The sequence below is a fragment of the Pseudomonas brassicacearum genome (assembly GCF_003732225.1).
GTDB classification, from domain to species: Bacteria; Pseudomonadota; Gammaproteobacteria; order Pseudomonadales; family Pseudomonadaceae; genus Aquipseudomonas; species Aquipseudomonas brassicacearum_E.
The window spans coordinates 147,130-160,452 of record NZ_MOBJ01000012.1 but is presented as its reverse complement, the minus strand read 5'-3'; the positions used below and the strand labels follow the sequence as shown (position 1 = coordinate 160,452).

The 13,323-nt window shown below is 59.4% G+C and carries 14 protein-coding genes; 10 read left to right on the top strand and 4 right to left on the bottom strand.

Going from position 1 to position 13,323, the window contains the following annotated elements:
• Nucleotides 1-95 precede the first annotated feature (95 nt).
• The gene (locus BK659_RS19115) at nt 96-2,273 is read left to right on the top strand and encodes a malate synthase G (RefSeq protein WP_123426533.1); all 2,178 of its coding nucleotides are present in this window, start codon (nt 96-98) and stop codon (nt 2,271-2,273) included.
• A gap of 137 nt (nt 2,274-2,410) precedes the next feature.
• On the opposite strand, the gene BK659_RS19110 is transcribed toward BK659_RS19115, so the two are convergent.
• A complete protein-coding gene (locus BK659_RS19110) occupies nt 2,411-2,857 on the bottom strand; it encodes a response regulator (protein WP_123426532.1) in 447 nt (148 codons plus the stop codon).
• 246 nt (nt 2,858-3,103) lie between these two features.
• Between BK659_RS19110 and BK659_RS19105 the strand changes: the two genes are divergently transcribed.
• The 3 genes from BK659_RS19105 (at nt 3,104) to BK659_RS19095 (ending at nt 6,557) form a co-directional block, all read left to right on the top strand.
• The gene (locus tag BK659_RS19105; protein ID WP_123426564.1) at nt 3,104-5,044 is read left to right on the top strand and encodes a putative nucleotidyltransferase substrate binding domain-containing protein; all 1,941 of its coding nucleotides are present in this window, start codon (nt 3,104-3,106) and stop codon (nt 5,042-5,044) included.
• Nucleotides 5,041-5,748 carry a 3'-5' exonuclease gene (locus BK659_RS19100; RefSeq protein ID WP_123426531.1) on the top strand — a complete coding sequence of 236 codons (708 nt, stop codon included), beginning with the start codon at nt 5,041-5,043 and terminating at the stop codon, nt 5,746-5,748. Before BK659_RS19105 ends, BK659_RS19100 begins: the two co-directional genes overlap by 4 nt.
• Before the next feature lie 179 nt (nt 5,749-5,927).
• A complete protein-coding gene (locus BK659_RS19095) occupies nt 5,928-6,557 on the top strand; it encodes a glutathione S-transferase (protein WP_123426530.1) in 630 nt (209 codons plus the stop codon).
• 20 nt (nt 6,558-6,577) lie between these two features.
• On the opposite strand, the gene rloA2 is transcribed toward BK659_RS19095, so the two are convergent.
• Nucleotides 6,578-7,081, bottom strand: a complete 504-nt coding sequence (gene rloA2 / locus BK659_RS19090; RefSeq protein WP_123426529.1) for a retropepsin-like aspartic peptidase RloA2 — start codon at nt 7,079-7,081, stop codon at nt 6,578-6,580.
• A gap of 252 nt (nt 7,082-7,333) precedes the next feature.
• Between rloA2 and BK659_RS19085 the strand changes: the two genes are divergently transcribed.
• A complete protein-coding gene (locus BK659_RS19085) occupies nt 7,334-8,263 on the top strand; it encodes an acyltransferase (RefSeq protein WP_123426528.1) in 930 nt (309 codons plus the stop codon).
• On the opposite strand, the gene BK659_RS19080 is transcribed toward BK659_RS19085, so the two are convergent.
• Nucleotides 8,222-8,785 carry a DUF2780 domain-containing protein gene (locus tag BK659_RS19080; protein WP_123426527.1) on the bottom strand — a complete coding sequence of 188 codons (564 nt, stop codon included), beginning with the start codon at nt 8,783-8,785 and terminating at the stop codon, nt 8,222-8,224. The two genes, BK659_RS19085 and BK659_RS19080, sit on opposite strands and share 42 nt — an antisense overlap.
• A 243-nt stretch (nt 8,786-9,028) precedes the next feature.
• On the opposite strand from BK659_RS19080, the gene BK659_RS19075 reads away from it, so the two are divergent.
• From BK659_RS19075 to BK659_RS19055, 5 genes are all read left to right on the top strand, one after another.
• A complete protein-coding gene (locus tag BK659_RS19075; RefSeq protein WP_123426526.1) occupies nt 9,029-9,661 on the top strand; it encodes a sigma-70 family RNA polymerase sigma factor in 633 nt (210 codons plus the stop codon).
• Nucleotides 9,658-10,332, top strand: coding sequence for an anti-sigma factor (locus BK659_RS19070; RefSeq protein ID WP_123426525.1), 675 nt, complete (start codon nt 9,658-9,660; stop codon nt 10,330-10,332). The genes BK659_RS19075 and BK659_RS19070 overlap by 4 nt, the downstream gene beginning before the upstream one ends.
• 535 nt (nt 10,333-10,867) lie before the next feature.
• Nucleotides 10,868-11,140: a hypothetical protein gene (locus BK659_RS19065; protein WP_123426524.1), complete on the top strand. Its 273-nt coding sequence runs from the start codon at nt 10,868-10,870 to the stop codon at nt 11,138-11,140.
• A 336-nt stretch (nt 11,141-11,476) separates the two neighbouring features.
• Nucleotides 11,477-11,689 carry a cold-shock protein gene (locus BK659_RS19060; RefSeq protein WP_123426563.1) on the top strand — a complete coding sequence of 71 codons (213 nt, stop codon included), beginning with the start codon at nt 11,477-11,479 and terminating at the stop codon, nt 11,687-11,689.
• A gap of 85 nt (nt 11,690-11,774) precedes the next feature.
• Complete coding sequence (locus BK659_RS19055) at nt 11,775-11,999, top strand: hypothetical protein (protein ID WP_123426523.1); 225 nt, start codon at nt 11,775-11,777, stop codon at nt 11,997-11,999.
• 109 nt (nt 12,000-12,108) lie between these two features.
• On the opposite strand, the gene fdhA is transcribed toward BK659_RS19055, so the two are convergent.
• Entirely contained in the window at nt 12,109-13,308 is a 1,200-nt protein-coding gene (gene fdhA, locus BK659_RS19050) for a formaldehyde dehydrogenase, glutathione-independent (protein ID WP_123426522.1), read from the bottom strand.
• Nucleotides 13,309-13,323: the final 15 nt, after the last annotated feature.

Sequence of the window (13,323 nt, the reverse complement as noted above, 5' to 3'; positions counted from 1 at the left end):
TACTGGTAGAGGGGTTTGTGGTTTAAATGGCCAGAGGCTTCATTGTCAAATTGAAGAGCTGAAAAGCGAAATAGCTGAGCAGAGTGAGGCAAGCAATGACTGAACACGTTCAAGTCGGTGGCCTGCAGGTCGCCAAAGTCCTGTTCGACTTCGTGAACAACGAAGCCATTCCCGGTACCGGCCTCACCGCCGATAAGTTCTGGGCCGGTGCCGACAAGGTCATTCACGACCTGGCGCCGAAGAACAAAGCCCTACTCGCCAAACGCGACGACCTTCAGGCGAAAATCGATGCCTGGCACCAGTCCCGTGCCGGCCAGGCGCACGACGCCGTGGCCTATAAAGCCTTCCTGCAAGACATCGGCTATCTGCTGCCTGAAGCGGCCGATTTCCAGGCAACGACGCAAAACGTCGACGACGAAATCGCCCGTATGGCCGGTCCACAACTGGTGGTTCCGGTAATGAACGCCCGCTTCGCCCTCAACGCCTCGAACGCCCGCTGGGGTTCGTTGTACGACGCGCTGTATGGCACTGATGCCATCAGCGAGGCCGACGGCGCGGAAAAAGGCAAAGGCTACAACAAGGTTCGCGGCGACAAGGTCATCGCCTTCGCCCGCGCCTTCCTCGACGAAGCGGTGCCATTGGCTGCCGGCTCTCACGTCGACTCCACCGCCTACAAGATTGTTGATCGCAAACTGGTTGTCAGCCTTAAAGGTGGCAGCAACACGGGTCTGCGCAACGATGCCCAACTGATCGGCTTCCACGGCGATGCTGCGGCGCCGACCGCGATCCTGCTGAAAAACAACGGTCTGCACTTCGAAATCCAGATCGACGCCAGCACCCCGGTCGGCCAGACCGACGCCGCCGGCGTCAAAGACGTCCTGATGGAAGCCGCGCTGACCACCATCATGGACTGCGAAGACTCCGTTGCCGCCGTCGATGCCGATGACAAAGTGGTGATCTACCGCAACTGGCTCGGCCTGATGAAAGGCGATCTGTCGGAAGAAGTCGTCAAGGGCGGTAAGTCCTTTACCCGCACCATGAACGCCGATCGCACCTACACCGCCCCCGACGGCAGCGAACTGAGCCTGCACGGCCGCTCGCTGTTGTTCGTGCGCAACGTTGGCCATTTGATGACCATCGACGCGATCCTCGACAGTCAAGGCAACGAAGTGCCGGAAGGCATCCTCGACGGCCTGGTCACCAACCTCGCGGCGCTGCACAGCCTCAACGGCAACACCACACGCAAGAACAGCCGTACCGGTTCGGTCTACATCGTCAAGCCGAAAATGCACGGTCCGGAAGAAGCAGCGTTCACCAACGAGCTGTTCGGGCGCATCGAAGACGTGCTGGAGTTGCCACGCAATACCCTCAAAGTCGGCATCATGGACGAAGAGCGGCGCACCACAATCAACCTCAAGGCCTGCATCAAGGCTGCCAGCGAGCGCGTGGTGTTCATCAACACCGGCTTCCTCGACCGTACCGGCGATGAAATCCACACCTCCATGGAAGCTGGCGCGATGGTGCGCAAGGCCGACATGAAGGCTGAGAAGTGGATCGGCGCCTACGAAAACTGGAACGTCGACATCGGTTTGAGCACCGGCCTGCAGGGTCGCGCGCAAATCGGTAAAGGCATGTGGGCCATGCCCGACCTGATGGCCGCCATGCTCGAGCAGAAAATCGCTCACCCGCTGGCCGGCGCCAACACCGCCTGGGTCCCTTCGCCGACCGCTGCTGCGCTGCACGCGCTGCATTACCACAAGGTTGACGTGTTCGCCCGCCAGGCCGAACTGGCCAAGCGCCCTCGCGCATCGGTGGACGATATCCTGACCATCCCGCTGGCAAGCAACCCCGACTGGACAGCGGAACAGGTCCAGAACGAACTGGACAACAACGCTCAGGGTATCCTCGGTTATGTGGTGCGCTGGATCGACCAGGGCGTGGGCTGTTCGAAAGTGCCGGACATCAACGACGTCGGCCTGATGGAAGACCGTGCGACGCTGCGTATCTCCAGCCAGCACATCGCCAACTGGCTGCGCCATGGCATCGTCAGCGAAGCCCAGGTGCTGGAAACCCTCAAGCGCATGGCGCCGGTGGTTGACCGCCAGAATGCCAACGACCCGCTGTACCGTCCGCTGGCACCGAACTTCGACAGCAACATCGCCTTCCAGGCGGCGGTCGAACTGGTGATCGAAGGCACCAAACAGCCAAACGGCTACACCGAGCCGGTCCTGCACCGTCGCCGTCGCGAGTTCAAGGCTGCCAATGGCCTGTGAATAAGCGTTAGCGACATGAAAAAGCCCTGATCGAGAGATCAGGGCTTTTTTATTTGAAACAGGATCAAAAGATCGCAGCCTGCGGCAGCTCCTACGCGGTATTCGCATTTACCGCAGGCTGCGATCTTTTCAGCGGCTCACATATCCATCCCCAGCTGATGCTTGACCAATGCCAGCAGCTCTTTGCTATCAATGGGCTTGAGCAAAAAATCCACCACACTCAAATGCATAGCATCGATAACGTCACGGGCATCAGCATCACCGGAAACGATGATGACTGGCAAAGCCGCCCGTTCCGACTCCCGAACCTTGCTGACCAGCTCCAGACCGTCGAGCCGCTGCATCCGCAAATCCGTGATGAGCAAACCGATCGACTTGTTCGAGTCCAATAGTTTGAGTGCGCTTTCACCACTGGCAGCTGTCATGCAGCGGATGCCGTCCAGAGCAAGAATCTCCGAAAGCAGCTCCCGCGCGTCCTTGTCATCGTCGACGATCAGCACACGTTGTGCTGGCAAATCCGGTTCGTGCATGACTGCACTCAGCGCTTCACGCTCGGCATCGCTCAAAATATCGTGGTCGGACATAAATCTCTCTACATGTTCAGATCAATCCCCTAGCACCATAGTCGGACATCGCTAAGCAGAGCTCAAATGTGCGCTTCGTCGGATAGTTTTCCAAGTAGGCTAACCAGCGGTTTTGCGCACTAATAGCGTAGGGCATTTCCGAAATCTCGCTTCGTGTACCTAGACTTACGTCCAATGGGCACCCTGCGCTCAGGGGCCGACCATGGCAGTTACTCCGACAACAACAAATCGAAAAAGACTGCGGTAATGGTTATGAGTAAAGCGGATGCCTTCACCCAGGCAGGGAAAACCGCGGTGTTGCAGAACATCCAGGGCACCTTGCAGTTCCTTCAGCGTTTCCCGCCGTTCAATCACATGGAACACGCGCACCTGGCGTACCTGGTCGAACAATGCCAACTGCGCTTCTACGGCCCGGGCGACAGTATCATCAAGCCCGCGGACGGACCGGTTGAGCACTTTTACATCGTCAAGCAAGGCCGGGTGGTCGGCGAGCGTCCCCATACGGCCAAGGGCGGCACCGAAACCACCTTCGAAATCACCACCGGCGAGTGTTTCCCCCTCGCCGCACTGCTGGGTGAGCGTGCGACCCGTACCGAACACCTGGCCGCCGAAGACACCTTTTGCCTACAGCTGAACAAGCTGGCCTTCATCAAGCTGTTCGCCCTTTCCAGCACGTTTCGCGACTTTGCCCTACGCGGCGTCAGCAGCCTGCTGGATCAGGTCAATCAGCAAGTCCAGCAAAAAGCCGTGGAAACCCTCGGCACCCAGTACTCGCTCAATACCCGCCTCGGCGAATTGGCCATGCGCCATCCCGTGACCTGTAGCCCTGCGACCCCGTTGCGTGAAGCCGTGACCCTGATGCACGAGCAACAGGTCGGCAGCATCGTGGTGGTCGATGAACGGAAGGCCCCGCTGGGGATTTTCACCTTGCGCGACTTGCGTCAGGTGGTCGCCGACGGCACCAGTGACTTCAATCAGCCCATCGACCGGCACATGATACACGCGCCGTTTTTCCTGACGCCGGACCACAGCGCGTTCGATGCGGCCATTGCCATGACCGAGCGGCACATCGCCCACGTCTGCCTGGTGAAGGACCAACGGTTGTGCGGCGTGGTCTCGGAACGCGACCTGTTTTCCCTGCAACGCGTCGATCTGGTGCACTTGGCACGGACCATTCGCAGCGCACCACGGGTAGAAAACCTGGTGGCGATGCGCGGTGAAATCGGCCAACTGGTCGAGCGCATGCTCGCCCACGGCGCGTCCTCGACCCAAATTACCCACATCATCACCTTGCTCAACGATCACACCGTGTGTCGGGTCATTGAGCTGACGCTGGCAGATAAAGGCGACCCCGGCATAGCGTTCAGCTGGTTGTGTTTCGGCAGCGAAGGCCGCCGCGAGCAGACCCTGCACACCGATCAGGACAACGGCATTCTCTTCGAAGCACGCGATGCGGCGCATGCGGCCGAGATTCGCAGCAAGCTGTTGCCGATTGCCCAGCAGATCAACCAGAGCCTGGCGCTCTGCGGCTTTACCCTGTGCAAGGGCAATATCATGGCCGGCAACCCGGACCTGTGTTTGTCCCGTGCCGAATGGGCGCGGCGTTTTGCGGCGTTTATCCGCGAAGCAACGCCCGAGAATTTGCTGGGCTCGAGCATCTACTTCGACCTGCGGGTGGTCTGGGGCGATGAACAAGGTTGTGAGCAATTGCGCCGCACGATTCTCGATCAAGTGGCGGATAATCGGCTGTTCCAGCGCATGCTGGCCGCAAATGCGCTGCGCCAACGCCCGCCCGTTGGGCGTTTCCGTGAATTCGTGCTGGCGAAAAAGAACGGTGAAAAAGCCACCCTCGACCTGAAAGTCCAAGGGCTGACACCTTTTGTCGACGGTGCCCGAGTATTGGCGCTGGCCCATGGCATTGGGGTCAACAATACTCTGGAGCGCTTTCGTCAGCTGGTGGCCAAAGAGGTCATCGATCCGCTGGACGGTGCGGCCTATGAAGAGGCCTACCACTTCATCCAGCAAACCCGCATGCAGCAACATCAGCGACAGTCCCGCGAGAACTTGCCCTACTCAAACCGGGTCGATCCGGAGAGCCTGAATCATCTGGACCGGCGGATCCTGCGTGAGTCCCTGCGTCAGGCCCAACGCCTGCAAAGCAGCCTGACCTTGCGGTATCAGCTATGAAGCTGTTTTCCTGGCTGCGCCCCGCAGGCCCGACATTGACGGCCGCGCAGCAACAACGCCTGAATCAACTGCCGAGTGCCCCGACGCTGGGCGAATGCAGCCTGCGCGAGCAACGCTGGGTGGTGGTCGATCTGGAGACCACCGGGTTGAACCTGAACAAGGACGTGGTGCTGTCGATCGGTGCCGTGGTGATCGAAGACGGCGCGATCGATTTCAGTCAGCAGTTCGAGCGAACCTTGCAGCGCCGCGACCATAAACTCGGACCTAGCGTATTGCTGCACGGCCTGGGCCCGAGCGCGATTGCCGCTGGCTGCGATCCACTGGAGGCTTTGCTGGATTTCATGGAGTTTGTCGGCGACAGTCCGTTGCTGGCGTTTCATGCACCGTTCGACCAGCACATGCTCGGTCGCGCCCTGAAGGACAGCCTGGGTTATCGCTTGCAGCATCCGTTTATCGATGTTGCCGACATGGCGCCGCTGCTTTGCCCGCAAGCCAACATCCGTGAAGCCGGGCTGGATGACTGGATCAACTGGTTCAAGTTGCAGGTCTTTGAGCGCCACAACGCCAGCGCCGATGCCATGGCCACCGCTGAATTGGCGTTGATCCTGTTCAACCGCGCACGGGCGCAGCAGATTCACAGTCCGTTAAATCTGCAACAGCGGTTGAGCCAGTGGAAACGCCGGCAGCAGAGCCATTCCTTCTAGGTATTCAGCGTCTGTACCGACGCCATCGCGAGCAAGCTCGCTCCCACAGGTATGGTGGTGCCCTTGTGGGAGCGAGCTTGCTCGCGATGGCGATCTTGTGGGCACCACTAAACCCTCGCCAGCCGAACCGGAACTTACTAGGCTAAGCCTTGCACTCCAATTACAGCCGAGGAATGTCCATGTCCGCCCCCAGCATGACCTTGTTCCACAACCCTGCCTCGCCTTACGTGCGCAAAGTGATGGTGCTGCTGCATGAAACCGGTCAACTGGACCGCGTGACGCTGCAACACAGCCAACTGACCCCGGTCAGCCCGGACGCCACGTTGAACCAGGACAACCCGCTGGGCAAGATTCCGGCGCTGCGCCTGGCCGACGGCAACGTGTTGTACGACAGCCGGGTGATCCTCGATTACCTCGACCAGCAGCACGTCGGCAACCCGCTGATCCCTCGCGAAGGCTCGGCACGCTGGCGGCGCCTGACCCTGGCCGCGCTGGCCGACGGGATCATGGACGCCTCGGTGATGATCCGTTACGAACTCGCCCTGCGCGCCCCGGAGAAACACTGGGATCAGTGGCTCGACGCCCAGCGCGAGAAGATCCGCCGTGCCTTGGCGGTGCTGGAAGCCGACGCCATCGCCGAGCTGACCAGCCATTTCGACGTCGCCGCCATCAGCGTTGCCTGCGCCTTGGGTTATCTGGATTTCCGCCACCCGGACCTGGAATGGCGCAAGACCCATCCGCAACTCAGCGCCTGGTTTACCGAAGTAAGCCTGCGGCCGTCGATGCTCGCGACTCAGCCGCCGGTTTGAATTTGCGGTAGTCGCGCAAATCAGCAGTCAGGTTTTTCCGCGACGAAGCGTCTGGCCGGGTTCACCGCCGCACCGAACTCACGCAAGGCCTTGGCACCGATCAGCAGCGGGTAATTGAAACTGCTGCGGTCGGTCAGGTTGACCTCGACCGTGCGCTTGATACTGCCCAGGCACAGCTCCAGATCAATCACCGGGCGCTTCGCCACATCGGCCACATTCTTCTCGTCGTCTTCGTCGGCGCGGCTTTTGATTTTGCTGATCCGTGAGATCTTGTGTTCGAAAACCTTGTTGCTTGCATCCTTGGTGCCCAGGCGGAAGCGCACCCAGTCTTCGCCATCGCGGGTGAAGGTTTCGATGTCCTTGGCCGACAGGGAAGCCGTCAGCGCACCGGTGTCCATCTTGGCCTTGAGGACCTGGCCACCGATTTCCGGCAGCTTGATGTATTCGTAACGGCCATACAGGGTCGGCTCGGCAGCCATAACCGGCAGGGCCAGAAGGGAAAGCAGTGCAAGGACGGATTTCACGTAATGGTTTTCCTTCGGAAGAGGGACAGCGGAATTTTAGACCGTTGCCTTTGAATTCGTTCGGTATCGTTGAAGATCAAAAGGTCGCAACCTTGTAGGAGCTGCCGCAGGCTGCGATCTTTTGCGGGTCAACAAAATCTTAAGGAAACGAACATACCCCGAGACAAGTGAAACATTCGTCAGCCACCCGGATTTGGCCTCCGGGCCGAAGCTGCTTATCATTGCGCGCCCAAACGCTTTCAAGAGTTATTTATGCGCCGCCTGCTCACCGGCTGTTTCGTCACCTTGCTGCTGTTACTCAACACCCTGGTCCTGTTCGGCCCGCTGATGGTGTTTGCCCTGCTCAAACTGCTCCTGCCCGGACGTTTTCGCGATTACGCCAGCGCGGCGGTGATGTGGATTGCCGAAACCTGGGCCGAGATCGACAAGCTGATTTTCGCCCTGTGCATCCCCACGCAATGGGACATTCGCGGAGGTGAAGGCCTGCGGATCGACACTTCGTATCTGGTGATCAGCAACCACCTGTCCTGGGTCGACATCCCGGCGTTGATCCAGACCCTCAACCGGCGCACGCCGTTCTTCAAGTTCTTCCTGAAGAAAGAGCTGATCTGGGTGCCGTTGCTGGGCCTGGCCTGGTGGGCACTGGATTACCCGTTCATGAAGCGCTACAGCAAAGCCTTTCTGGCCCGGCACCCGGAGTTGCACGGCAAGGATCTGGAGATCACCAAAACCGCCTGCGAGCTGTTCAAGCGCCAACCGGTGAGCGTGGTCAATTACCTGGAAGGCACTCGTTTCACGCCGGTCAAACGCACCGAACAGCAATCGCCGTTCAAGCATTTGCTCAAGCCCAAGGCGGGCGGCGTGGCGTTTGTCTTGGCGGCGCTGGGTGAGCAGCTGGATGCGGTGCTCGATGTGACCGTGGTTTATCCACAGGCGAAGATTCCGGGCTTCTGGGATTTGATCAGCGGCGCGGTGCCGCGGGTGATCATCGACATCAAGACCCGTGAACTTGATCCGGCGTTGTGGCAGGGCGATTACGAAAACGATCCGGCGTTTCGCCAGAGCGTCCAGAGCTGGGTCAACCAGCTCTGGACCGAGAAGGACTCACGCATCGACGCGTTGCGCGCCGAGCGGGCTGAATCAGCCGCCGGCGCCCCAAATCCCGCCGAGGCTATTGAGTAGCGAACCGCCGACACCCTGCTGACCGAGGTATTGCAGCAGGATCGGGGCAAACTGGCCGACCATGCCGCCGTCCATGCCCAGCGCACTGAAGGCGCTGTTCAGGTCATTGGTGTTCTTCACGTTGTCCAGGTTGCCCAAGGCGCTGTCCAGAGGCGACGACTTGCCGGACGAGCCACCGAGCAGTCCGCCAAGCATACCCAGACCACCGTTGCCCGACAGCATGCCCAGCCCCGGCGCGTCTTTGGTCAATTGTGAATAGTCGGTCGAACTCAACTGGTTTTTCGCCAATCCCAGCATGGCACCCGTGCCACCGATGGCCTGTTCCGGGGTCACGTCCAGCGCACTCAGCGCGCTCAGCAAGCCGGCTGTTTGTGAAGTCGGTGCTGCGGCAGCCGTATTGTCGCCGCCCTGCATGCCGGACACGGCACCCGCTACATCGTTCAGGCTGAAGCCGGCGGCGAAGACCGGGCTGGTCGCCAGGGTCATGAGCGAAGCCAAAGCAAAACCGCGTGAAATCTTCATCGAAACTAACTCCTGAACCCTGAAAGCCACCTGCAATCAGGTGGTGGAAACCAGCCGTTTGACTGGTCGTGACACTAATTGTTCCCGGCCATTGTGCACCGCACCGGCCGTCTGAAATCCAATTCAGAAATATTTTTCCTGCGCTGCATCCACTGTGTATCTGGCTGCGTATATCAAGCACGGGCAGACATTCCTGGCCGTGACCTATGTATCGGGATCGGCGTTGGCTTGAGGTCTGTCGCCGTGAATGGAACAACTGCGCACCGTGAACTAACCTCTGCCTGCAACCGGCGCCGCATGCCGACCGACATTATCTGGAGAACGGTCATTTCCACCGCTGACACCGAACCGCTCAGACAGCTACTCGCCCAATGTTCACTGGGCGACCGCCATGCATTCGAGACGCTCTACCGCAGCGTTGCACCGCGCCTGCACGGCGTGGCGCTGCGCTTCATGGGGCGCAGCGACCTCGCTGAAGAAGTGCTGCAGGAAAGCTTCGTGCGCATCTGGAACAACGCCTCGCGTTATCAGGCGCATTTGTCGGCGCCGATGACCTGGATGATCAACATCACCCGTAATCAGGCCATCGACCAGTTACGCAAACACCGCGACCGGCGCCTCAGCGAACCGGAAGAACAGGCGCTGGTCGACGAAGCGCCCTCGGCTCAAGAGTTACTCAGCAACGATCGCGAAGCCCGCGCGCTGAAGCGCTGCCTGGACACCCTCGAAGGCATGCAGCGTCAATCGATCACCGTGGCCTACTTTCAGGGTTTGTCCTGCGCTGAACTGGCCGACCATCTGGCGGCGCCCCTGGGCTCGGTAAAATCCTGGATTCGCCGTGGCATGGAGCGCCTGCGCAGGTGCCTTGAATCATGAACTATCAAAACAGACGCCTGCGCCGCGCCCTCGCCGCCGACTACGCTATTGGCCTGATGCCCGCCGCCGCTCGCCGACGCTTCGAACAGCTGCTGCTGGACGACACCGAACTGCGCGCTGAACTCGCCAAGTGGCAGGAAAGCCTGGCCAGCCTCAACGAACCCTTGGTCGAAGTGCCCGTGCCCGACCGGGTGTGGAGCGCCATCAACGCCCGCATCGAGCCACAAGAACTGCATGTGCCGGCCAAACGTCCGTTCTGGAACTGGCTGCGCGTGACGGTGGCGGTCTGCTCGCTGCTGGTGGCAGTGACGCTGGGCATTCTCTACAACCGCGACAGTGCCCAGTACAGCGCAACCTTGCTCAGCGCCAGCGCGCAGCCTGCCCTGAGGATCAAGGCTCACGACGATTATCTGCAAATAGAACCGTTGACCCTGGCCGCCGTCGACCCCGGACACAGCCTCGAGTTGTGGGCGGTTCCAGCGGATGGCAAACCGATCTCCCTGGGCGTGATCCCGGCGGGCGGTAAAGGCCGGGTCGCGTTGAGCGACGAACAGCATGCGCTGCTGGGTAAACCGATAGCACTGGCGGTCAGCCTGGAGCCTGAAGGTGGTTCGCCGACCGGACAACCGACCGGGCCGGTGTTGTATCAGGGGGCGTTAGCGGGACTCTGAATCAAGGTACAAAACCTGTGGGAGCGAGCCTGCTCGCGATGGCGGTAGCTCATTCAACATCAATGTTGAGGGTACGCAATCCGTAGCAGCTGGCGTAGCCTGCGTTCGGCGAAGCAGTCGTAAAACCATGCAACGCGTTGAGTCAGGCACATTGAGTTGGCAGGGTTTACGACGACTGCGTCGCCGAACGCAGGCTACGCCAGCTGCTACACATAACGCGCTGTAGGACCGTCCAGTTTAGTCCGACATCCATTTGGGAAAGCCCCTCCTTGCCGCTCCCGTGAATGGCGCTTATAGTCCGCCCGTCGCCCACATGGCGATTCGGGTTTGGCGACCCGGAGGATGTGATGCAAAAGCTCTGTGCTTGCTTGCAGACGTTTTTGCACCCGCAAGGCTGCGTTATGGCAGCTGTGCGCGGGAGACCTTCGGGTCTGCCGGTATCCATCCCCGGTTCGCCAACCTGCGTACAGCTGTCACCCGTTCGTTTGGCGACGATCGAGTGGTAGCCCTCTTCAATCTGGATGGAGTTTTACCTATGAACCGCTACATGCCCATCACCGGCGTCGACTGCAATCGCGCATCCCTGCTCATCGACACCGAAGCCCCGCTGGACGTGCTCCACGAAACTGCCGCCTACCGCATCCGTACCGTCACCCAGTTGCTGGAGAACATCGCCTTTCGCGATGAGATCAGCAGCGATGCCGTGGTGCTCCACGACTTCGCCCAACTGCTGGCCATTCCGCTGCGCGACGGCTGCGACCTGCTCGACGTGATCGGCCGCCGCTTGCGCGCCAACCCCACCCCCTAAACCCACCGCCCTACCCTGATCATTCCCACGCTCCCGCGTGGGAATGCCGCCCGTGACGCTCTGCGTCACATCCCGCCGCCGACGGGCTGGCGTAACCTGCAATCTTTTCATGGCCATAAAACATTCCAATGAATCCGTCGTCTTTCAGGCTTTATTCCCCTCCATCCGCTCAAATGAAACATTCATTTCTAATTCGTATAAACAACTGTCAGATCTGACAGTTGGCGCCCGCCCGTGATGCGCTCACGATGTTTTTCGTAACATCGGGAACGGGGAGTGAGCAGGCAAACCAATGCTCACACCCCATCGGTTATTGAGCACGTGGGAAGTATGAAAATGGCAGATAGACAGGACGGTACGGTCAAGTGGTTCAACGATGAAAAGGGCTTTGGGTTCATTACACCGAATGGTGGAGGTGACGACCTTTTCGTGCACTTCAAATCGATAGAAGGTGATGGTTTCAAATCTCTGAAAGAGGGCCAGAAAGTGTCCTTCGAATCAGAGAAAGGACAAAAGGGGATGCAGGCAGCAAAGGTACGACCCGAATGAAACGGCACCCTCCGGGTTCCTGAATGTTCGACAAGGCCTGCGCTGCCTGATAGTGAGCGTGGGCCATTTTTATGGGAGATGGGCGATGAAGAAGCAACCGATAGAGCGCAATGACTCGTCCAAAGGCTGCATCGGCATGATTTCTGCCCACGTGGATGGCCGGGAAATTTTTTTTCGGATCAACTCAGTCGAAGACGGCGGACCGGTAATAAAAGTCGGGCAAACGGTAACTTATGACCTCGAAGAAAAGGACGGCCAGTACTTCGCGGTCAACATTGAAGTGGTCGATGATCCAGAACAATGGCATTAGCGGCTATTCCCCATCATGAATGATGATAATCCGCCGCAATAAAAAGCGACCTTGGCAGAGCGCTACCTACACACCTGAAAAGATCGCTTTTTTATATCAACTCAATAACTTACGCCGCACTAAACAACTTGTGCGGATCGATCACAAACTTCTTCGGTACACCGGCGTCGAATTCGCCGTAACCACGTGGCGCGTCGTCGAGGCTGATGACTTCGACGCCAACGATATCGGCAATCTTGATGCGGTCCCACATGATCGCCTGCATCAGCTGGCGGTTGTACTTCATGACCGGGGTCTGGCCGGTGTGGAAGCTGTGGGATTTGGCCCAGCCCAGACCGAAGCGGATGCTCAGACTGCCCATTTTCGCGGCCGCATCGACTGCACCCGGATCTTCAGTAACGTACAGGCCAGGGATACCGATTTTGCCGGCAACGCGAACCACGCCCATCAGCGAGTTGAGTACGGTAGCCGGTGCTTCGTGTTTCACGCCGTCATGGCCGTGACCACGGGCTTCGAAGCCCACGGCGTCGACGGCACAGTCGACTTCCGGTTCGCCCAACAACGCGGCGATCTGTTCGTGCAGCGGGGTGTCTGTCGACAGGTCGGCAATTTCAAAACCCTGAGCCTTGGCGTGCGCCAGACGGATCGGGTTAACGTCACCGATGATCACCACTGCCGCGCCCAGCAGACGAGCGGAAGCGGCAGCTGCCAGACCAACCGGACCCGCGCCAGCAATGTAAACAGTGCTACCCGGGCCAACACCCGCAGTGACAGCGCCGTGGTAACCAGTCGGCAGAATGTCCGAGAGGCAGGTCAGGTCACGGATTTTTTCCATGGCCCGGTCGCGATCCGGCAGTTTCAACAGGTTGAAGTCGGCATACGGCACCATCGCGTATTCGGCCTGGCCGCCGGTCCAGTCACCCATATCGACATAACCATAGGCACCGCCCGGACGCGCCGGGTTAACGCTCAGGCAGACACCGGTGTGCATCTCTTTGCAGGAACGGCAGCGCCCGCAAGCAACGTTGAACGGCACGGATACCAGATCACCGATTTTCAGGTTTTCGACATCGCTGCCCTTCTCGATCACTTCACCGGTGATCTCGTGACCCAGCACCAGACCGGTCTGGGCCGTGGTACGGCCACGCACCATGTGCTGGTCGGAACCACAGATATTGGTGGATACCACACGCAGGATGACACCGTGTTCGATCTTCCTGCCGCGCGGGTCCTGCATTTTGGGATAGTCGATTTTCTGTACTTCGACCTGGCCATTGCCGAGATACACCACACCACGATTACCAGACATGCTTTCACCTCGCTG